The sequence below is a fragment of the Rhodococcus sp. NPDC003348 genome, from assembly GCF_053589375.1.
In genome coordinates this window covers 161,184-182,453 of sequence record NZ_JBSFRT010000003.1, presented here as the reverse complement: position 1 = coordinate 182,453, position 21,270 = coordinate 161,184, and the positions used below count along the sequence as shown (strand labels likewise).

Sequence of the window (21,270 nt, the reverse complement as noted above, 5' to 3'; positions counted from 1 at the left end):
CCGTCGTGCGTCGGGTTGCCGCCGGGGATGGTGGTGCTTGACAGTTCCAGCGCTTCAAGCCGAGGTACATCCGATGCTCGAACACCCGCTTCCGCCGGTCGAGACTGCGTTGATGATCCGCAGCTGCGACGACTGTACGACCCTCCTCGCCCCCGATACCGCGACGTGTTCGCACTGCGGGTGCACCGATCTGACCTGGGTGCCCTCCTGCGGCGCCGGGTCGATCGTCTCCTGCACCGTCGTCCACTGCGCGACGCGACGCGACGTGCCCATCGGCTACGTCGAGTGCACCATCGCGATCGTCGAACTCGACGACGGCCCGTGGACCTACGCGTGGATCGAGGGCGTGCCGCCGGATCGCTCCGCAGAACCGGTCCGGGTCCGCTTCGCGCACGAGGAACCCGGCGAGCGTTACCCCTACTTCGTCCGCGCGGCGTAGCCGCACCGTCGGTGAACTTCACCCCGGATGGGGCGGAATTCACTCACAGTGGCGGCAGCTTCCTGTCGAACAGCCAGCGGTCCCACAGCGGGCGCAGCGACCGGTCGGTGAAGTGCGCGGCGAGGTCGGTGAACTCCTCGGTGGTGACGCTGCCGTGCCGATGTTTGGCGGTCCACTGCCGGAGCAGGTCGAAGAAGTTGTCGTCGCCGAGTTCGGTGCGCAGCGCGTGCAGTGTCAACGCGCCCCGCTTGTAGACCCGATCGTCGAACATCAGCGCCGGACCGGGGTCGCCGAGGGTCAGGTCGTACGGCAGCCCCGATTGGATCCGGTGCACCTGTGCCGCGATCTCCTGGGCGGACGGCCCGTCGGAGTTCTCCGACCACAACCATTCCGCGTAGCAGGCGAAACCCTCGTGCAGCCAGATGTCCCGCCACGCCGCGAGGGTGAGGCTGTTGCCGAACCACTGGTGCGCCAGTTCGTGCGCGACGAGCCGCTCGGACCCGCGCCGTCCGTCGCAGTGGTTCGCACCGAAAACCGAAATTCCCTGTGCCTCAATGGGGATTTCCAGTTCATCGTCGGTCACGACGACGGTGTAGTCGGCGAACGGGTACGGGCCGAACAGATCGATGAAGGTCTCCATCATCTTCGGCTGGCGGCCGAAGTCGTGGTCGAAGGGCGTGCGCAGGCGCTGCGGCAGCACCGCGTACATCGGGACGGGCACGGTGTCCGCCACCCGCCTGCGCTGGTACGGCCCGATCTGGATGGTCGCCAGGTAACTCGCCATCGGCTCGCTCTGCTCGTACACCCAGGTGGTCTGGCTGGCGCGGGTCTGCTTGCGCGCCAGAACCCCGTTCGCGACCACGTAGTACGGCGAGTCGGTCGTGATCGCGATCCGGTAGCTGGCCTTGGAACTCGGGTGGTCGTCGCACGGGAACCACGACGCCGCACCGTTCGGTTGGCTCGCCACGATCGCGCCCTCGGTCAGTTCCTCCCACCCGACCTCGCCCCACGGCCCGCGGACCGGTTTCGGCGTACCGGCGTACTGCACGGTCACCGACAGGGCGCCGCCGGCCGGGATCTTCTGCGTGGGCGTGACGGTCAGCTTGCCGCGCTGGTGGGTGTACTTCGCTGCGCGGGAACCGTTCACGGACACCTTCGACACGGCCAGCGCCTGTGACAGGTCGAACGCGAACTTGCCGCGTGTGTCCGTGGCGGCGGCGGTGATCGTCGCCTTCCCGGCCAGTCGGTTGCTGGCGACCTTGTACGTCAGCTCGAGGTCGTACCGCGACACCCGGTACCCGCGGTTGCCGACGTCGGGCAGGTAGGGGTCGATCGGCTGCTCATAGAACTTGCCCGGTTTGACCATGTGCCGCAACCCCTTCAGTTCCATGGGCCGATCGGGTTGCCCTGCCAGCGGGTGTTCGGCGGCACCACGTCGCCACGCATCACCAGCGACGCCGGTCCGACGGTGGCGCCGTCGCCGATACCGGATGCGGGCAGTGCGACGCAGTGCGGACCGAGTGTCGCGCCTGCGCCGAGGGTGACGGTGTCCATGGCCATGATCCGATCATGGAACAGGTGGGTCTGCACAACGCAGCCGCGTTCGACGGTGGCGCCGTCGGCGAGGGTCACCAGATCGGCTTCGGGCAGCCAGTACGACTCGCACCAGACGCCGCGGCCGATCGACGCGCCCATCCCGCGCAGCCACACGTTCAGCACCGCGGTGCCGGTGGCGGCGCGCGCGAACCAGGGGGCGGCGACGGTCTCGACGAACGCGTCCGACACCTCGTTGCGCCACACGAACGAACTCCACAGCGGGTGTTCGGTGCGGCCGATCCGGCCGACCGTGACCCACTTCGCGACGATCGAGATCAGGCCGGCGACGGCGCCGGCGACCAGCAGCACGACCCCGCTGAGCAGCGCCGCCGCCCAGAACCCGACCGCGCCGGCGAGGGCCTGCAACGCGAACAGCACGCCGAGTCCGATACCGAACGTGATCATCACCGGCAGCAACCGGCAGGTCTCGACGACCGCGCGCGCGACCTTGAGCCGGGTGGGCGGCGCGAAGGTGCGTTCGGCGTCACCGTCGCTGGCCGCGCGGCGCAGCTTCACCGGTGGGCTGCCGAGCCACGACGACCCGGACTTCGCCTTGCTCGGTGCCGCGGACAGCACCGCCACGAGGCCGTTCTTCGGGACCCGTCGACCGGGCCCGGCCATCCCGGAGTTGCCGAGGAAGGCGCGCTTGCCGACCTTCGCCTCCTGGATGTGCAGCCACCCGCCGCCGAGTTCGTAGGACGCGACCATCGTGTCGTCGGCGAGGAACGCCCCGTCCGCGACGGTGGTGAACTTCGGCAGCAGCAGCACGGTCGACGCCTCGACGTTCTTGCCGATCCTCGCGCCGAGCAGCCGCAGCCAGATCGGCGTGAGCAGGCTCGCGTAGAGCGGGAACAGGAAGGTGCGGGCCGAGTCGAGCAGACGCTCGGTGGCCCACACCTGCCAGCCGACCCGACTGCGCACCGGGTGGTAGCCCTCGGTGAGGCCGATGCCGAGGGCCCGGACCGCGACCGCGGTCAGTACCGCGAACACGAGCAGCGCCAGCAGCGTCGCGACCGGCAGCCAGGCCAGCGCGCGGGGGATCGCGGCGCCGAGGTCGACGGTGTCGTGGACACCCCAGCCGATCAGCGCGATACCGGCGGCGAGGGCGACGATCGGCAGTGAGGCGATGAACAGGGACGTCAGGCCGTACACGGGTACCCAGTGGGTGGCGCGGCGGGGGCGCTGGGCGGGCCACGGGTGCACGGCCTTGCCGACCTTGACGGCCGGGGAACCGGCCCAGCTCTGCCCGGCCTTGACGCGCCCGATCACCGCGGAACCGGGGGCGATTTCGGCGTTCTTGCCGATCCGGGCGCCGGGCAGCAGCGTCGACCGGGCGCCGACGGCGGCACCGGCGCCGATCCGGATGCCGCCGATGTGGACGACGTCGCCGTCGATCCAATGCCCGGACAGGTCCACCTCGGGTTCGACGGAGCAGCCCTCGCCGAGTTCGAGCATCCCGGTCACCGGGGGCAGGGTGTGCAGGTCGACGCCGCGTCCGACCTTCGCGCCGAGCGCGCGGGCGTAGTAGATCATCCACGGCGCCCCGGACAGGTTCGCGGCGCCGCTGGCCTCGGTGAGCCGGTGCGCGACCCACAGTCGCAGGTGTTCGGGTCCGCCGCGCGGGTAGGTGCCCGGTTGCAGACCGCGCAGCAGGACCCGGCAACCGGTGACCGCGATGCCCATCCGGCCCAGCGGGGTGATGAACAGCAGCACCCCGAGCAGCACCCACCACCAGGAGAGGGCCGGCGCCCACGGTACGTCCGTGAACCAGGCGAGCACGTTGTTCACCAGGGCCAGCCAGGTCACCCACTGCAGTCCGGTCAGTGTGGTGAGCGGGACGGTCCACAGGATCTGCCGCCACTGTGCGGAACGGGGGGTCGGCTCGACGTGCCGCGGTTCGGTGACCTCGGCGGGGGCGAGGGAGTCGAGATGCTCGGCGAGCGACCCGAGCCGCGGGTGGTCGTACAGTTCGGCGACGGTGACCTCGGGGAACCGCTCGCGCAGCGCCGTCACCAGTTGTGCCGCCGCCAGCGAGCCGCCGCCGGCGGCGAAGAAGTCGTCGTCGGGGCCGGTGATCTGCGCGCCGAGGATCGACGCCCACAGCCCGGCCACCCACCCGGCGGTGCCGTCGAGACCCGCCCCGGTGGCCGCGTCCTCCGGCGCGGCGCCGGGCAGCGGCCACGGCAGCGCCGCCCGATCCACCTTCCCCGAGGTGCGGGTCGGCAGTTCGGGCACCAGTGCGAGCCGAGGCACCAGGGCCGCGGGCAGCTGCTCCGCGAGGTGGGCGCGTGCGGCGGCGAGGTCGAAGTCGGGGTCGGTGCTGGCCAGGTACCCGACGAGGATCGCGTGCCCGGAGGCGGTCGTACGGACCGCGGCGGCGGCACCGGCGACGCCGGGCAGGTTCTGCAGCGCGTTGTCCACCTCGCCGAGTTCGATGCGGCGGCCGCCGATCTTGACCTGGTCGTCGGCGCGGCCCTGGAAGAGCAGGCCGCCCGGTTCGAGCCGCACGAGGTCGCCGCTGCGGTAGGCGCGGTCCCAGCCGAGCGATGGCATCGGCGCGTACTTCTCGGCGTCCTTCGCGGGGTCCAGGTAGCGGGCGAGTCCGACGCCGCCGATGACCAGTTCGCCGACCCCGCCGGTCTCGACCGGGTTGTCGTCGCCGTCGACGACGGCCAGGTCCCAGCCGTCGAGTGGCAGCCCGATGCGCACCGGAGATTTGCCGTCCATCTGCGCGGCGCAGGCGACGACGGTGGCCTCGGTGGGCCCGTAGGTGTTCCACACCTCGCGGCCGTCGACGGCGAGCCGTTCGGCGAGCTCGGGTGGGCAGGCCTCGCCGCCGAAGATCAGCAGGCGCACCTCTTCGAGGGCCTCGGCGGGCCACAGCGCGGCGAGCGTGGGGACGGTGGAGACGACGGTGACGGCCCGTGACACCAGCCACGGCCCGAGGTCCATGCCGCTGCGCACCAGGGCGCGGGGCGCGGGTACCAGGCAGGCCCCGTGCCGCCAGGCCAGCCACATCTCCTCGCAGGACGCGTCGAACGCGACCGACAGTCCCGCGAGGACGCGGTCGCCGGGGCCGATCGGGTCGTCGGGCAGGAACATCCGCGCTTCGGCGTCGACGAACGCGGCGGCACTGCGGTGACTGACCGCGACCCCCTTCGGGGTGCCGGTGGAACCGGAGGTGAAGATGATCCAGGCGTCGTCGTCGAGGGTCGGCGGGCGCGGCGTGTTCTCGCGGGCCGGGGCGGTGCCGGCCTCGACGCCGCGGCCGGTCAGGATCGCTGCGACCTGCGCCTCCCCGAACACCAGCTCGGCGCGCTCGTCCGGGTCGTCGGCGTCGACCGGCACGTAGGCCGCGCCCGCGGCGAGAACGGACAGGATCGCCGTGTACAGCGACTGCGAGCCCGACGGCATCCGGATGCCCACCCGGTCGCCGGCGCCGACCCCGAGGTCCCCGAGCCACTGCGCGCCCCGCTCGACCTCGTCCCGCAGCTCCGCGTACGTCAGCGTGGTGTCGCCGTCGTCGATCGCGGGTGCGTCGGGATGCGCGTCGGCGGTGGCGGTGAGGATGTCGACGAGGGTGCGGGGCGCGGCGGCGAACGGCGACCGGAGGTACTCGGCCGGGATCTGCTGGAAGCGGTCCGCTGGTGACTGCAGGTGCAACGCCGGGGGTTCCTTCTCTCGTGCTGACTGTTCGCGTCGTTCTCTCACGTCAAGTTTGCGAGAGGGTGAACGGAAAGCCGGGACACGACATGGGAGAAGATTACGCGTCGTCCGGTATTCGTCGTCGGCTCTGCGGTGGCGGCGATGTCCGACGGACGATCACAACGTGTCGTTGTCGATGACGTTCTGCACGAGTGCACCGTAGGTCTCGATCAGACTGCGGCTGTCGATCACATCGGGCGTCACGATTTCGAACGTGCGCAATCCGCTTGCGAGGCCGAGCATGAGGGTGACGATGAGTCGGGCGCGCACCTGTCCCGCCGAGTCGTCACCGATCGCGGCGGCGATCCTCGGGACGAATCCGGCCATCATCTTCGCGCGCGCGACCTCGCGGTCCGGAGCTTCCTGGAGGATGAACGGCGCCATCGCCCAGTACTCGAAATCCCCCGAGTCCCGCCGTTCGACGAGAGCTCGCACCATGCGGCATCCCAGCGGCTCGGACGGGTGGTCGAGTTCCTCGACCCTCGGCGCCTCCGGTGCGGCCGCCTGGAACAGTTCGGCCTTGCTGCCGGTCAACTTCATGACCAGGGCCGGCGAGACGTCGGCGGCGTCGGCGACATCCCGGATGGTCGTCAGGGTGAATCCGCGTTCGGCGAACAACCTCCGCGCGGCGTCGATGATGACGTCGCGGGTGGTCCTCTCGCTCATGCGGCAGTCCTCGTCGTGTCGGGGCGGTCAGATCTTCGTCGGGCTGGTGGCCTCGGCCGAAGGTTCGTCGGCGGCCCACGGTTCGACCCGGGGGACGGACGGCTTCGGAAGGAACACGGCAGCCAGCGTAGCCAACAGGGTCGCGGTGCCCGCGATCGCGAACATGGCGGTGAAGGCGCTGTGCCCGGGGAAGGTCCGCCCGGCCACCTCGACGGTGATGCCGGTCAGCAGTGCGGCGACGACCGCACTCATGCTCGACGACCCGATCGTCCGCAGCAGGCTGTTGAGACCGTTCGCGGCTGCGGTTTCGTTCAGCGGGACGGATCCCATGATCAGGGCGGGCATCGTGGCGTACGCCATCGCGTTGCCGATGCTCACGAGGACGCTGCCGACGATGATCAGCGTGACGGTGCTGTCGAAGGCCATGCGGAAGGCGTAGGCCGCGGTCATCACGAGGCAGGCGAGGACGAGCGTGCTGCGGCCACCGAACCGCGCGGTCGTCCTCGCCGAGAGCGGAGAGAACAGGAGCATGGCGATACCGCCCGGCACCATGCACAGGCCCGCGGTGGCCGCGCTGAGTCCGAACCCGAAGCCGGTGATCTCCGGCAGCTGCAGCTGCTGCGTGGTGGACAGGGTGTTCGCGTACGACGAGAACCCGACGAACAGGCCTGCGACGTTGGTGAGCAGCACGGGCCGGTGCGCGGAGATCCGCAGGTTCACCATCGGGGCGGTCACGCGGAGCTCGTAGGGGACCCAGAGGGCGACGATGAGGGCTGCGGCGGCCAGGCTCGCGAGGGTCTGCGGGCTCGACCATCCCCACGCCGGGCCCTTCGAGATCCCGAGCAGCAACGCCGTCAGGGCGAGGGACAGCAGGATCGCGCCGATCACGTCGAACCGGGCCCGGGTGCCCGACACGGAGGCCGGGACGAGCACGAGGATGCCCAGCAGGAGCGCACATCCGACGACGCCCGAGACCCAGAAGACCGACGTCCAGCCGAAGTGGTCGTACAGGACGCCGGCGGCGGGAAGTCCCAGTGCGCCGCCGATTCCCATTGTCGCGCTGATCATCGCCGCGGCACCGGCCACCTTCTCCCGCGGCAGCACGTCGCGCAGCACGGCCATCGCCACCGGGATGAGCGACGACGAAAAGCCTTGCAGAGCGCGCCCGATCAGCACCGCCAGGTAGGTTCCGCCGATCGCGGCGATCAGTGATCCCGCCACCATCATCGTCAGCGACAACACCATCATCCGCCGCTTGCCGAACATGTCGGCCATGCGGGAGACGATGGGCGTGGCCACTGCTCCGGTCAGCAATGTGATGGTGACCAGCCACGTGGCGTCGCCGTTGGTGACGTCGAGGATCTCCGGGAAATCGGGGAGCAGTGGAACGACCAGTGTCGTCTGCAGCGCCACGACGAGACCGGCCAGGCTCAGCAGGAACGTGACCGCACCGCTCGATGTCGCGGCTTTCGGTGTGGTGGTCACGGCACTCTCCATCGCGTTCTCCAAACGTTCCCCTGTGGGGTGAACAGCGTTCACCAGCCGAGTCAGTGAACGCTGTTCACCCCTCGCGTGTCAAGCGCGTGCGCCGAGTCGGGCGTGCGCCCGTTGACGAAGACTGCGCTTCGATGGAGATTGTGATTGTCGAATTCGAAGAATGAAAGGACAGCAAATGGAGAAGGATGTTTCGGTCGTCATCGGCGTGGGCGGCATGGGGTTGGCAATCGCCCGGCGTGTGGGCAGCGGCCGGGTGGTCCTGCTCGCGGATTTCGCCGAATCCGTGCTCGGTGCCGCCGCCGAACAGCTGCGTGGCGAGGGTCACGACGTCAGGACCCGGGTGGTCGACGTGTCCGACGCGGCGTCGGTGGCGTCGCTCGCTGACGCAGCGGACGAGCTGGGTCGAGTCGTCCACGTGGTGCACACGGCGGGACTGTCGCCCGAGCAGGCGTCGACGGAGGCCGTCCTGCAGGTGGATCTGCTCGGCGTCGCGCACACGCTCGACGAGTTCGCGCGCGTCGTCGCGCCGGGCGGTGCCGGTGTGGTGATCGCGAGCATGGCGGGTCACATGATGCCCGGCGGATTCCCCGCCGAGCAGGAGCGCGCGCTGGCCGCCACGCCGACCGCCGAGCTGCTGGACCTGCCGTTCCTGAGTCTCGAGGCCATCGGCCTCCCGACGGTGGCGTACGTGTGGGCCAAGCGGGCGAACATTCTGCGAGTGCAGGCGGCGGCGGGTGCCTGGGGTGGGCGCGGCGCGCGGGTCAACTCCATCAGTCCGGGGGTGATCTCCACGTCGATGGGGCGGCAGGAGCTCGACGGCGCGAGTGGCGAGTCGATGCGTGCGATGGTGGGCATGTCCGCCACGAAACGGGTCGGGACACCGGACGACATCGCGGCCGCGGCCGCGTTCCTGTTGTCCCCGCAGGCCGGGTTCGTCACCGGCGCCGATCTGCTCGTCGACGGGGGAGCGGTCGCCGCCGTCCGGGCGATGGCGGGGTGAGCTGACACTCCCGGCGGCGGCGTGTGCGTGACGGTCGTGTTACAGCAGTGTTGATCTCATGATTCGTCGTCTTTCATTGCGCTACTTGGGAATTGCCTTTACCCAGAGTTCACACGCCCCGGTTGCGACCGGTGAGCCTGCAGTCCACTCTCGGGTGACGACGATTCCTCGTATCAAACGGGCGTCGCACCACCGCCGATCGCGCGGTGGCCCCTTCGGACGAAAAGGTGGACCGCATGGATCAGGCTATGGCCGCGGCCGACACCGCCTGGATACTCGCCGCCGCCGGACTGGTGACGCTGATGGTGCCGGGACTGGCACTCTTCTACGGCGGCATGGTCAGCGTCCGCAGCACCCTCAACATGATGATGATGACCTTCGGCGCCTTCGCCGTGGTCGGGGTGCTGTGGGTGCTGTTCGGCTACTCGGCGGTGCTCGGCAACTCGCTCGGCGGTGCCGGGCTGCTCGGTGACCCGCTCGAATACATGGGACTCGGGCAACTGCTCGAGGCGCCCGCGGAACCGGGCCTGCCGCCCGCCCTTGTCGCGGCGTTCCAGTTGCTCTTCGCGGGCATCACCGTGGCCCTCATCTCCGGTGCGGTGGCGGACCGTCTCAAGTTCGGTGCCTGGATGGGCTTCACCGCGATATGGGTTGTGCTGGTGTACTTCCCGGTGGCGCACTGGGTGTTCGCGTTCGACAACGAGGACGGCACCGTCGTCGGCGGCTGGATCGCCAACACGCTCGGGGCGGTCGACTTCGCCGGTGGCACCGCCGTGCACATCAACGCCGGCATCGCCGCCCTGGCGCTGATCCTGGTGCTCGGCAAGCGGCACAACTTCACCAATCCTCCTCGACCGCACAGCCTTCCGCTGACCATGCTCGGCGCAGGAATCCTGCTGTTCGGCTGGCTCGGGTTCAACGGTGGCTCCGCGCTCGCCGCGAACAACAGTGCATCGGTCGTGGTGCTAAACACCCTCGCCGCCGCCTGCGCGGGCATCTGCGCATGGCTGCTCGTCGAGCGGATCCGGGAGGGGCGCTCCACCACCCTCGGTGCGGCGTCCGGCCTGATCGCGGCCCTCGTGGCGATCACCCCGGCGTGCGGGGCGGTCTCCCCGATCGGGGCGCTGGTCATCGGTGGCCTCGCCGGAGCCGTGTGCTGCGTGGCGATCTCGCTGAAGTACCGACTCGGCTACGACGACGCCCTCGACGTCGTCGGCATCCACCTCGTCGGTGGCATCCTCGGCACCCTGCTGATCGGCTTCCTCGCCACCGAGGCCGCGCCGAACGGCGTCGCGGGCCTGTTCTACGGCGGCGGATTCGGCCTGCTCGGTAAGCAGACGGTGGCCGTCGTCGCGGTCCTCGCGTACTCCTTCATCGTCACCTGGCTGATCGCCAAGGGTATGGACAAGGCCACAGGCCTGCGCGTCCATCACGACATCGAGCGCGACGGACTCGACGTCGCCGTCCACGGGGAGTCGGCCTACTCGATCGAGGCGCCGGAGTTCGGCGGCGCGGTCGTCACCACCGATGCCGACGACGTCTCCGCGGCAGCGGAGTCGATCACGGAACGAGCGGTGGCGGGCAAGGTCACCTAGACCCCTCGGCCTCAGGGGTAGGACCGTCGGTGCTCCGACGGTTCGGGGCCGAGAGCACGAAGACCCCCGGTGTCGCGCACCCTCCTCCGCCGCGACGCCGGGGGTCTTTCGTTGGCTGCCTTACATCTTGAGGAGGCGGACGATCAGGGCGCCGCCGCGGACCTGGTGAACTGCGGGGTGCTGCCGGTGAGAAAGGCGTCGAGACCGATGTGGAGATCGGGGTTGCGGACACTGGCCCAGCGGTGTTCGAGTTCGGGCTCGATTCCCTCGGCTGCCGCGGCGTCGATCATCTCCTTGGCCGCCCGCTGGGTGATCGAGGACCGAGTTGCGATCGTGGCTGCCAGCGCGGCCGCGCGCGAACGGAGAAATTCTCCGGGCACGACTTCCGAGATCAGTCCCACCCGCAGCGCGGTCGCGGAATCCACTCGGTCGCCGGTGATCACCAAGCGTTTGGCGGTGGCGGGCCCGAGCGTGCGGACCAATCTCGTGATCGTCCGGGGCGGGTAGATGACGCCGAGCCTTGCCGGTGTCACCGCGAACTCGGCGTCCTCCGCAGCGATGCGTATGTCGCACGCCAATGCGAGCTGTGCGCCGCCGCCGATGCAGTAGCCGGAGACGACCGCGACCGTCGGTTTGGGGAAGGCCGCCAGAGTCTCTTCCGCATCGGTGACCCGGTCTTCCATCCGAATTCCGGATCTCCTTGCCGACCTCAGCTCGTGAATGTCCATTCCGGCACAGAAATGGGGCCCGGAACCGGTCACGACGAGCACGGACACCGCGGGATCATCGGCCAGACACGCCAGAGCGTTCGTCAACTCGGAGAGCATCTGCCCGGTCAGTGCGTTGCATCGGCGGGGATGGTCGATCGTGAGGACCGCAACGTCCTGATCGATGGCGATCCTGATCCGGCCGGGACACGCCGGCGTGGTCATCGACCCGCCTGGACGTCCTCGACGAGCAGCTTCTTCTGGACCTTGCCCATTGCGTTGCGCGGCAGGACGTCCACGACGCGAATCTCGCGTGGGCGTTTGTGGATCGACAGTGTCTGTGCGACGAAGTTCGACAGCTCGCGATGGTCGTGGCAGTCGCCGACGACGTACGCAACGATCCGCTGTCCGAGGTCGTCGTCCGGTACGCCGACGACCGCGGCCTCGCTGATGCCGGGATGATTCAGCAGTGCCTGCTCGACCTCCCCCGCACCGATCCGGTAGCCGCCCGACTTGATCATGTCGATCGACTCCCGCCCGACGATGCGGTGGAAGCCCTGCTCGTCGACGACGGCGATGTCCCCTGTCTTGAACCACCCGTCGTCGGTCATCGACTCTGCGGTCTTCTCGGGGTTGTCCAGGTATCCGTCGAAGAGGGTCGGACCCGTGATCTCCAACTGCCCGAGGGTTTCTCCGTCGTTCGGTACCGGGTTGCCCGCCTGATCTCGCAGCCGGCTCGCCACGCCCCCGATCGGGAGTCCCACCCAGCCGGGTCGCCTCTCGCCGTCGAACCGTGTGCTGAGCGTGATGATGGTCTCGCTCATTCCGTAGCGCTCGACCGGAGCGGATCCGGTGAGCGACAACATGCGCTCGAAGACGGGCACTGGCAGGGGAGCGCTGCCCGAGACGAGGAGTCGGGCAGAGCCGAGGGCGCGGGCGGCAGACTCGTCGGCGCACACCCGGGACCACACGGTGGGAACGCCGAAGTACAACGAACCGCCAGCTGCCGCATATCCTTCCGGTGTGGGTCGCACGGTGTGCACGAGCGGTGAGCCGTGTCGGAGCGCGCCCACGACGCCGAGGATGAGTCCGTGCACGTGGAACAGTGGAAGCCCGTGAACGAGGGTGTCGTGGGGCCCCCAGTCCCAGGCTTCGGCCAGTCCGTCAAGCCCCGCAGCCACTGCCGAGCGAGAGAGCACGACACCCTTCGGGGCCCCGGTGGTGCCCGAGGTGTACATGATCATCGCGGCGGTTCCGGGATCGGGCTCGAGGTGCGTCGATCCGGATCGAGCGCGCGCGTCGACCGGGACGAGGGGGAGGGTGACGTCCGAGCGCTCGGCGCCGAGCCACAACTGCGCGTTCGAATCTTTCAGGATGTGGTTCCGTTCGGCCGGACCCGAGTCCGGTGGCACCGGTACCGCGGTCACACCCGTCATCAGGCACGCGGTCGTCGCAATCACTGTCTCGATGCTCGCAGTGGCGTCGATGGCAACTCTTGTGGCGCCGGTGATTTCGTCTGCCACGGCGGATGCCGCTGCGATCAGTTCGGACCTGGTGAGTGCGTTGTCTCCGACACGGACGGCGCAGCGATCCTCGGCGCCGTTGCCGGGATCGAGAGATGTCAGCAGCGGCCCGGGTATGAGGGTGGTCATCGGTGAAGGTCCCTTCTGAAGTCCTTACCGGACGGTCTCGGTCATATCGGTCCGCATGGTGGACCGATGTGCTACATTGTGGTCCGGCTAACGTATAGCCCGTGGTGCTCGCAGTCAACCGACGCGTGTGAAAGGTCTTGAATGAACAGTGTTCTCACCGCGATCCGGGTGTTCGAGGAGGTCGCGGCCGCGCAGCCCGTCGGGCTGTCGGAGCTGAGCAAGCGCCTCGACGTGCCCAAGAGCACGGTTCAGCGATGCCTCAAGACCCTGGCCGACGCAGGCTGGTTGCGTCCCGCGACGAACGACGCGGGACGGTGGGTGATCACCGGCCGCGCCTTCAGTGTGGGCAGTGCGATGTCGGCCGGCGACGACCTGCGCGACGTGGCGCTCCCCGAGCTGAGCCGGTTGCAGGTCGCGACCGGTGAGACCGTCCACTTGGCGGTTCCGGACGGAAGCGAGCTGGTGCTGATCGAGCGCCTCGACAGCGCGCACCAGCTTCGGGCGTTTCTTCCGTTGGGAACCCGGCTTCCTCTGCATGCGGCGTCCACGGGCAAGGCCTACCTCGCATCGCTTCCGGACACCCAGGTCGAGGAGTTCCTGTCGACCGAACTCGCTCAGCTGACCGATCGCACGGTGACCGATCCGGCGGTGCTCCGCCGGGAGATCGCCGATATCCGAAGCCGCGGGTACGCGGTGACCGATCAGGGACTGCACGACGGGATCGCCGCCGTCGCGGTCGCCCTGCGCGGGCGAGGTGGAGCCGTGCGCGGCTGTTTCAGCGTCTCCGGTCCCGCCTCACGCCTGACCGCGGATCTCTATCGGGAGTACGGCGAGAAGGCGCTGGCCGTGCGGGACGCGATCGAGCGCTTCCTGTCCTGAAGGCGAGTCGGGCCAGGACCGGGTCCGCTTGGATCGCGGGCGGCTCTGTCCGGCGGTGTTCGCCGGCTGAACAGCGGCTTCAGCCTGCGGTCTCGTCGTCGGGCAATGGCTCGAACAGAACCGCGGTGTTGATGGTGGCGAGCTCGCGGCTGGCCGCCTCGTAGAGACCGGTGAGCACCTGCATCGACCGGACCGCGTGGTGCATCTTGGTCGTGATGTCGCTCAGTTCCTCGAGATTGGACACCAGGGTCTGGCGGCGCAACTGCGCATAGCGGTCGGTGATCTCGCGGCCCTTCGCGGTCACCGTGAAGACGGACGCGGCGCCGGACTTGGTGCGCTCGAGAAGTCCCATGCTGACCAGCTTGCGCAAGTTGTACTGCAGATTCGGCAGGTCATCGCGATTGGTCAGCTGCGCGATGGTGGCGGTGTCCTTCGACCGCTCCTGCATTCGAACGACGTGTAGCGCAACCACCTCGTTGAAACCCAGGTCGAGGTCCGCTGCGACGCGGATCGCCTGGACCGCGAACCGTTGGAAACCGCTCTCCACCTGCAGGAGCGCGAACTCGAATGCGGTGAGGCCCTCCTCGTAGGCGTTCTCCGCGAGGTGCCAGCGCCGTCCTGGCGCCAGCGATTCGGGCTCTCCGGACGGCTGGGGGTCGGTGGGGCTCATGTCCTCTTTCGCTGTTCCTCGACGGACGACCTGGCGCGGGCGCGAACCGCAAGGAGCGATAGGCGCTGGGTGCACGGTATCAGGAGGAGTCCATCGAAGTTCCATAAAAAATCTATTGACAGTCCATGGACAACTGATAGTGTGACTCGCAACACCCAAGGTGTTTCGACTTCTCCAGAACTTGCGGCCCACAGCCCGGGCCTTCGCGCAGCTGGTCCCATCCCCGCAGCTGAACAGCCCATTCACTCAGACCACAACGGAGGTCTCTTCGATGACCGGTTCTTCTTACAGCGGCTCGTCCGCCGGCGTGACCCGGCAGTACGCGCCCTACGTCAAAGCCGACTGGGGCTACGCCAACCACTGGTACCCCGCACTGCTGTCCGGCGAACTCGAGGACGGCACCGTCAAGGGCATCACGATCGGCGGCCACGACATCGCCGTGCGCCGTTCGGCGGGCAAGGCGTACGCCGTGTCGGACCGCTGCATCCACCGCGGCGTGAAGCTGTCCGCCAAGCCGATGTGCCTGTCGGAGGGCACGATCACCTGCTGGTACCACGGATTCACGTACGGCCTCGAGGATGGCAGCCTCACCACGATCGTCGGCAACCCCGACGACTCGCTGATCGGCAATGCCGGCATCCGCACGTACCCCGTCGAAGAGGTGAACGGGATCATCTACGTGTTCGTCGGGGACGAGGACTACGGCACTCCGCCGCCGCTCGGCAGCGACCTGCCGGCACCGGTCACCAACGACCCCAATGACAATCCTGTGCCGCATCTGCTGGACCAGGGCATCGTGATCCGCGGTATCCACCGCAAGCTGGTGGGCAACTGGCGCCTGGCCGCGGAGAACGGTCTCGATCCGGGGCACCTTCTCGTGCACTGGGACAACCAGATCCTGGTGGCGCTCGACCGGGCCCTGCCCCTCGGCGTCAACGCCCTCACCGACTCGGCCACCGAGGAGATCGACATCCCGGACGGTCCCAAGGGCGTGATGAACCGCTACGACCGCCCGGACCTCTACAAGCCGTGCCTCGACAACCCGAAGGTCAACATGAAGGCGCGCGGCACGGTGCCGCACTACTTCCGCACCTCGCTGTGGGTGCCCGGCGTCCTGATGGTGGAGCACTGGCCGATCACCGACCACGTGCAGTACGAGTTCTACGTCCCGATCGACGACCATCACCACGAGTACTGGGAGATCATCGCGACCCGCGCGACCACCGACGAGGAGATCGCCGAGTTCAACTTCAAGTACGACAACTTCATGCTGCCGCTCGCGCTCGAAGGCTTCAACAACAGCGACGTCTTCGCCCGCGAGGCGACCGAGGAGCACTACACCCGGTTCGACGGCTGGAACAACGAGATGCTCTGCGACATGGACTATTCCATCATTGCCTGGCGCAAGATGGCAGCGCGGCACCCGCGTGGCTACTTCGAGTCGCCCTTCCAGGACGAGGACTGACCATGTCCATCGCCCCGACCGACGCAGTTCCGGAGTGCGCAGTGACCACGAACAACGTCCACCTGAAGTTCACGGACGGCACGAAGACAGTTCCGGTGCCGGCAGGCACCACGATTCTCGAAGCAGCGAACGCGGTCGGTGTCCGGCTGGTGAGTCAGTGCACGATCGGTACCTGCGGAACCTGCGTCGGTCGGGTCGCCTGCGGTGAAGTGGTGATGCCCGAGGGTCGGGTCTACTCGTTGCGGCAGGACGAGTTGGACGCCGGACACCGACTGCTGTGTCAGTCGCACGCGTTCGCGGACTCCGAAGTGGAACTGGACTACCCGGCGTCGATGCTCGACGAGTACCCGGTGATCGTCACCACCGCCAAGGTGGGCGCCATTACGTGGCTCGGTGAGAGCGTCGTCGAGCTGCAGCTCAAACTCCCCAAGTCGGTGCGCTTTTCGTTCCGGGCCGGGCAGTACGTGCGGATGCGTGTTCCCGGCACCGACGAATGGCGCTCCTACTCGATGGCGTCCGGTGAGCGCGACCGGAAGAAGCTGACGTTCACGATTCGGGTGCTCCCGTCCGGCGCGATGTCGGATTACCTCCGCGGCGGTGCCGCAACCGGCGACCGGATCGAAATCGAGGGACCGATCGGAGGATTCGGGCTCGCGGACGATCCGGGACCGACCCTGATGATCGCCGGCGGCACCGGGCTGGCCCCGATGCTGTCGATGCTGGAGACACTGCAGACCGCGCGCGACGATCACCCGATCCGCCTCGTCTTCGGCTGCACGCGTGGGGCCGACCTGTTCCACCTCGACGAACTCGACGCCCGCCGCAGCTTCATGCGCAACCTGGCGGTCCGGGTGGTCGTCGACGAACCCGTCGAGATCCCCGACATCCTGGTCGGGAATCCGGTCAGCGTCCTGACCGCCGCCGACGTCGCGCACCCACAGACGGCCGCGTACCTGTGCGGGCCGCCGGCGATGCTGCAGGCCGCCGAACAGCGGCTGCTCGAACTCGGAATGCCGGCTGAGCGTATCCACGCCGAGCAGTTCCTTCCCAGCTAGATCGTGATTGAACTGCGCGGCGACGCGGTTCGACTTCCGAACAGAGGCAAGAGATGAGTATTTCGCGACTGGGCGCTCTGAGCGTCGACGTCACGGACCTGGAGGCTTGGCGCCGAGTGTTGGTCGACCTCCTGGGTCTGCATGCACGATCCCGTGAGTCCGATCAGGATCCGCTGTTGATCCGCATCGACGACCACCATCATCGAATCGCGCTGTACCCCGCGACCGAGGATCGGATCCGGACGATCACGTGGGAGGTCGACAGCCTCGACGAACTCCGCGCGATCGCGGACCGTGTCGGCGTCGAGGGCCTTGCCGTGGAGTGGCTCGACACGGGTGCGCCGGAGGAACGGATGGCGGTGGCGGCCTTCCGATTCGTCGACGCCGACGGGTTCCCGAACGAGGTCTGCTTCGGTCCGACGATCGATCACCTCCCGTTGGCGCAGGGCGGCGTGATCGGTGGTTTCGTCACCGGTGAGCTCGGCCTGGGGCACGTGGTCCTGATGTGCAAGGACTACCCGAAGGCGGTTGACTTCTACACCCGCGTCCTCGGCTTCCGGTTGACCGACTACATCGTGTGGGACGGTGCGGATGCCACCTTCCTGCACTGCAATCCGCGGCACCACAGCCTGGCGCTGATGAACGAGTGCTTCAGTTTCACGGGCGGGGACTTCAACCACCTGATGCTCGAGGTGACATCGATCGACGATGTCGGGCGCGCGTACGACATCATCAACGAGGCCGCCATCGCGCTGCAGATGACCTTCGGCCGGCACACCAACGACGGTGTGACGTCCTTCTACCTGCGTACCCCCTCCGGATTCGCCATCGAGATCGGCTACGGCGGCGAGCTCGTCGGCTCCGACGACTGGGAGGTCAAGACCTTCCGCTCGCCGTCCCGCTGGGGCCACGAGCCGCAGAAGGCGGAGTGAACGGGATGTCAGTCGTCTCCTCTCCCTTCGCGGACATCCTGGCCGACGAGAATCTCAGTTCCGCCGCGGTGGAACACTGCCTCGAACGGATCGGTGCCCGCGACCACGCGATCAAGGCGTGGGCCCACCTGGATCCCGATCTGGCGCTGGAGCAGGCCCGGTCCCGCGACGCCGAGCCGCGGCGCTCGGCACTGCACGGGATCCCGTTCGGCCTCAAGGACATCATCGAGACCGGGGACCAGCCAACCGGCTACGGCTCCGAGCTGTGGGCGGGATGGCGCCCGGAACGGGACGCCGAAGTGGTGCGACGCCTGCGCCGGGACGGGGCCGTCGTCCTGGGGAAGACGACCACCACCGAGTTCGCCACCTACCGTCCGACGCAGACCCGGAACCCGCACGGGCTGGGTCACACTCCCGGCGGCTCGTCGAGCGGTTCGGCCGCCGCGGTGGCGGACGGCCAGGTGCCGCTGGCTCTCGGCACGCAGACCGCCGGTTCGGTGCTGCGCCCCGGCTCGTTCTGTGGCGTGTTCACCCTGAAACCGACGTACGGCCGGTGGCCGTTCGACGGCGTGCTGCCCGTGGCGCTCACCTTCGACACCGTCGGCGGATTCGCCCGCCATCCCGCATGGCTGGGAGCGCTGGACGAGTCGCTGGCGTCGGACGGAGCGCACACCCCGCACTCGGTGATCCTGCCGGCGCTGCGCGACATGCGGGTGGGTGTGCTGCGCCCGCCGTGGGCGGACCGTGCGACCCCCGCCGCTGCGAGCATGCTCGAGGAGTTCCGTTCGGGCATGGGCGAAGTGGTGTCGAACGTCCGTGACATCGAGGTACCGGCGGAGCTGGCGGACCTCGACGAGGCACACACGCTCATCATGGCGGCCGAGGCGTCCGCGGCGCTCGCCGATCGGATCCACCGTTCGCGTCCGGAACGGATCAGCGACCAGTTGCACGCCTTCCTCCTCGCCGGACGAACCGCGCCGGCGAGCGAGATCCAGCGGGCGCGTCGGGTGCTGCGCTCCGCGCGAGCGTTCGTGGACCGGGCCCTCGCGGAAGTAGACCTGCTGCTGACGCTCGCCGCGCCAGGGGAGGCGCCGGCGGGTCTGACGAGCACCGGCGATCCCGTGTTCAACAAGCTGGCCAGCGTGAGCGGCTGTCCCGCAGTCGGACTGCCCACCGGGCGCGGCGCATACGGGCTGCCGCTCGGGATCCAGCTCATCGCACCGGCACACGCCGACCAGGCGCTGATTCGGGTGGCCACCAGCCTCACCGACAGCGTCGGACTGGCGGAGCGCCCGGAAGTACCGGAGGAGATCGAACGTGACTGAGCCGGAGACGACCGTACGACTGCCACTCGACGACACGCGTCGGGAGATGTACGAGCAGGTCTGCTCGAAGCTGGATCAGGACCGGTTCCGTGACCTGCTGGTCGACCTGATCGACATCCACAGCCCGACGGGCCGGGAGCGGGTCGCGTCCGAGTTCATGGCGACCCACCTCCGGGACCGGGTCGGGATCGACGCGCGATACCAGGCGGTGTCGGAGCACACGGGCAACGCCGTCGGTGAACTGGCCGGAACGGGCGGAGGGAGCCGCCTGCTGCTGTACGCGCCCATCGACACCCACATCGACCCCGAGGCGGACGTGCCGTGGGTGGGGAAGTCGTTGCGCCCCGACATGGTTCCCCAGGCGAAGGTCGACGGCGATCTCGTGATCGGACTGGGCGCCTCCAACCCGAAGTGCATGGTTGCCGGACTCACCGAGGTGATGAACGCGGTCGTCGACGCGGACATACCTTTGGTCGGCGACCTCGCGATCGGATTCGCAGGCGGCGGCATGCCGGTGACGATGAGCAACCGCGACCACGTGGGGATGAGCAGCGGCGTGTTCCACATGCTCACGCACGGCATGATGCCGGACCACGCGATCGTGCTGAAGCCGTGGTGGGCGGTGTACCCCGAGGAACCGGGAATGTGCTGGTTCAAGGTTTCGGTGCGCGGCACCTTCGGCTACGCGGGTATCACGCGCGGCACGGACGGTTTCCGCTCGTCGATCGTCCCGGCCGCGACCGTGATTCAGGAGATCGAGCAGTGGCTTCCGGAGTACACCGCACGGAACACCTCGGGATCCACCCTGCCCGAGGGCTGGATCTCGGCGGTGCGCTCCGGCAGTCCGGACAAGCCGGCGTTTCCATCGGCCACCACGGAGATCTACCTCGACGTCCGGGTCAACCCGCGGGTCACGCCCGCCGATGTCCGTCACCAGTTCGCGGAGATGATCGCCGGTGTGCGGTGTCGTCACCCGGACACCGAACTGGACTGGGAGATGTACGGGTCCCTCCCCGGAGGCATGACCGACACCGCGAACTGGATCATCCAGTCCTGCCGCCGCGGGTGGGAGGAGGTCGAGGGGCGGCCTTACGAGACGACTCCGCTGCTGGGTGGGCAGACGGACGGCACGCTCATCCGTCGTCTCGGAATTCCTTGTGCTCGAATCGGTTACCCGTGGCCGCCCGCTACCGCCCCCGACGAACTGAACGAGGGGCTGGGCGGCATGGGTGTTGCATCGGTGTCCGACGTGATGACAGCGACCCGAGCGGTCGCGTATGCCGTCGTCGACACCCTCACTCGTACCAGAGAGGAACTCGAACTGTGAAGCGTGTACTCAACATCGTCCCCGTACCGGTCCCTCCGGAGGCATTGGATGCGTTCGCCTCCCAGCTCTCCGGCGACTTCGTGCACCCGGCGTTCGAGAACGTATTCGTGTCGGCGCGCGCGGGCGGCGGTGCGCTCGACAGCGCGTACGAGACGACCCTCGCGGACGCCTTCGTGCTCGACGTCGGATGCAGAGCGGAGGAGCAGGGATACGCCGGCGTGTGTGTCAACTCGATGAGCGATTCCGCGCTCGCGGCCCTTCGGTCCAGGTTGACGATCCCGGTCGTCGCGCCGAGCCAGGCCACGATGCTGCTCGCGTGCCTGCTCGGCAAGCGATTCTCGGTCGTGACGATGTGGCCGCAGTGGCACGAGCTGTACCACAAGGCCGCCCGCGAGAACGGGCTGACCGGTCGCATGGCATCGGTGCGCGACATCGGTGTGCGCCCCGACGCCGCCGAATTGCTCGCCGGCAAGGAGGAATTCGTCTTCGCCGCGCTCGAACGCGAGGCGCGAGCCGCGGTGGAGGAAGACGGCGCCGACGTGATCGTCCTCGGCTCGACGACGATGCACCAGAGTCACGCTCATCTGTCGTCCGTACTGGACGTTCCCGTCCTCAATCCCGGTGTCGTGGCCTACAAGATGTGCGAGATGCTCGTGCAGACCGACCTCGCGCACAGCAAGCGCGCCTACCCCTCGCCCGAACGACCGCAGGACGACCTCCTGTCGGCCGTGGCGTCCGTCTTCCAGAACTAGGAGTCGAG

17 protein-coding genes are annotated in these 21,270 nt (G+C 68.5%); 10 read left to right on the top strand and 7 right to left on the bottom strand.

The window, feature by feature from the left end:
* The first annotated feature begins 73 nt into the window (after positions 1-73).
* Positions 74-439, top strand: coding sequence for a Zn-ribbon domain-containing OB-fold protein (locus ACWDU4_RS03345; RefSeq protein WP_450112428.1), 366 nt, complete (start codon positions 74-76; stop codon positions 437-439).
* Between the two features lie 43 nt (positions 440-482).
* Here the strand turns inward: ACWDU4_RS03345 and ACWDU4_RS03340 are convergent, their stop codons facing one another.
* From ACWDU4_RS03340 to ACWDU4_RS03325, 4 genes are all read right to left on the bottom strand, one after another.
* The gene (locus ACWDU4_RS03340; RefSeq protein WP_450112427.1) at positions 483-1,829 is read right to left on the bottom strand and encodes a M1 family metallopeptidase; all 1,347 of its coding nucleotides are present in this window, start codon (positions 1,827-1,829) and stop codon (positions 483-485) included.
* Entirely contained in the window at positions 1,820-5,698 is a 3,879-nt protein-coding gene (locus ACWDU4_RS03335; RefSeq protein WP_450112426.1) for a Pls/PosA family non-ribosomal peptide synthetase, read from the bottom strand. Before ACWDU4_RS03335 ends, ACWDU4_RS03340 begins: the two co-directional genes overlap by 10 nt.
* Positions 5,699-5,857: 159 nt before the next feature.
* Entirely contained in the window at positions 5,858-6,406 is a 549-nt protein-coding gene (locus ACWDU4_RS03330) for a TetR/AcrR family transcriptional regulator (RefSeq protein WP_450112425.1), read from the bottom strand.
* 27 nt (positions 6,407-6,433) lie between these two features.
* Positions 6,434-7,891 carry an MFS transporter gene (locus ACWDU4_RS03325; RefSeq protein ID WP_450112424.1) on the bottom strand — a complete coding sequence of 486 codons (1,458 nt, stop codon included), beginning with the start codon at positions 7,889-7,891 and terminating at the stop codon, positions 6,434-6,436.
* A gap of 187 nt (positions 7,892-8,078) precedes the next feature.
* Between ACWDU4_RS03325 and ACWDU4_RS03320 the strand changes: the two genes are divergently transcribed.
* Complete coding sequence (locus tag ACWDU4_RS03320; RefSeq protein WP_450112423.1) at positions 8,079-8,903, top strand: SDR family oxidoreductase; 825 nt, start codon at positions 8,079-8,081, stop codon at positions 8,901-8,903.
* A gap of 236 nt (positions 8,904-9,139) precedes the next feature.
* Entirely contained in the window at positions 9,140-10,498 is a 1,359-nt protein-coding gene (locus tag ACWDU4_RS03315) for an ammonium transporter (protein WP_450112422.1), read from the top strand.
* A gap of 143 nt (positions 10,499-10,641) precedes the next feature.
* Here ACWDU4_RS03315 and ACWDU4_RS03310 read toward each other — a convergent pair whose 3' ends face one another.
* Positions 10,642-11,430, bottom strand: coding sequence for an enoyl-CoA hydratase/isomerase family protein (locus ACWDU4_RS03310; protein ID WP_450112421.1), 789 nt, complete (start codon positions 11,428-11,430; stop codon positions 10,642-10,644).
* Entirely contained in the window at positions 11,427-12,857 is a 1,431-nt protein-coding gene (locus tag ACWDU4_RS03305; RefSeq protein ID WP_450112420.1) for an acyl-CoA synthetase, read from the bottom strand. The genes ACWDU4_RS03310 and ACWDU4_RS03305 overlap by 4 nt, the downstream gene beginning before the upstream one ends.
* 141 nt (positions 12,858-12,998) lie before the next feature.
* Between ACWDU4_RS03305 and ACWDU4_RS03300 the strand changes: the two genes are divergently transcribed.
* Complete coding sequence (locus ACWDU4_RS03300) at positions 12,999-13,736, top strand: IclR family transcriptional regulator (protein WP_450112419.1); 738 nt, start codon at positions 12,999-13,001, stop codon at positions 13,734-13,736.
* Between the two features lie 79 nt (positions 13,737-13,815).
* On the opposite strand, the gene ACWDU4_RS03295 is transcribed toward ACWDU4_RS03300, so the two are convergent.
* Positions 13,816-14,406 (bottom strand): helix-turn-helix domain-containing protein, encoded by a 591-nt coding sequence (locus ACWDU4_RS03295; RefSeq protein ID WP_450112418.1) that lies wholly within the window; start codon positions 14,404-14,406, stop codon positions 13,816-13,818.
* A gap of 271 nt (positions 14,407-14,677) precedes the next feature.
* Here ACWDU4_RS03295 and ACWDU4_RS03290 point away from each other — a divergent pair, with 271 nt between their 5' ends.
* The 6 genes from ACWDU4_RS03290 to ACWDU4_RS03265 are packed head-to-tail and all read left to right on the top strand — an operon-like array spanning position 14,678 to position 21,262.
* Entirely contained in the window at positions 14,678-15,871 is a 1,194-nt protein-coding gene (locus tag ACWDU4_RS03290; RefSeq protein WP_450112417.1) for a Rieske 2Fe-2S domain-containing protein, read from the top strand.
* Between the two features lie 2 nt (positions 15,872-15,873).
* Positions 15,874-16,926, top strand: a complete 1,053-nt coding sequence (locus ACWDU4_RS03285) for an FAD-binding oxidoreductase (protein WP_450112416.1) — start codon at positions 15,874-15,876, stop codon at positions 16,924-16,926.
* 53 nt (positions 16,927-16,979) lie between these two features.
* Positions 16,980-17,858 (top strand): VOC family protein, encoded by an 879-nt coding sequence (locus ACWDU4_RS03280; protein WP_450112415.1) that lies wholly within the window; start codon positions 16,980-16,982, stop codon positions 17,856-17,858.
* A 5-nt stretch (positions 17,859-17,863) separates the two neighbouring features.
* A complete protein-coding gene (locus ACWDU4_RS03275; protein WP_450112414.1) occupies positions 17,864-19,183 on the top strand; it encodes an amidase in 1,320 nt (439 codons plus the stop codon).
* Positions 19,176-20,510: an acetylornithine deacetylase gene (locus ACWDU4_RS03270; protein ID WP_450112413.1), complete on the top strand. Its 1,335-nt coding sequence runs from the start codon at positions 19,176-19,178 to the stop codon at positions 20,508-20,510. Before ACWDU4_RS03275 ends, ACWDU4_RS03270 begins: the two co-directional genes overlap by 8 nt.
* Positions 20,507-21,262 (top strand): aspartate/glutamate racemase family protein, encoded by a 756-nt coding sequence (locus ACWDU4_RS03265; RefSeq protein ID WP_450112412.1) that lies wholly within the window; start codon positions 20,507-20,509, stop codon positions 21,260-21,262. The genes ACWDU4_RS03270 and ACWDU4_RS03265 overlap by 4 nt, the downstream gene beginning before the upstream one ends.
* Positions 21,263-21,270: the final 8 nt, after the last annotated feature.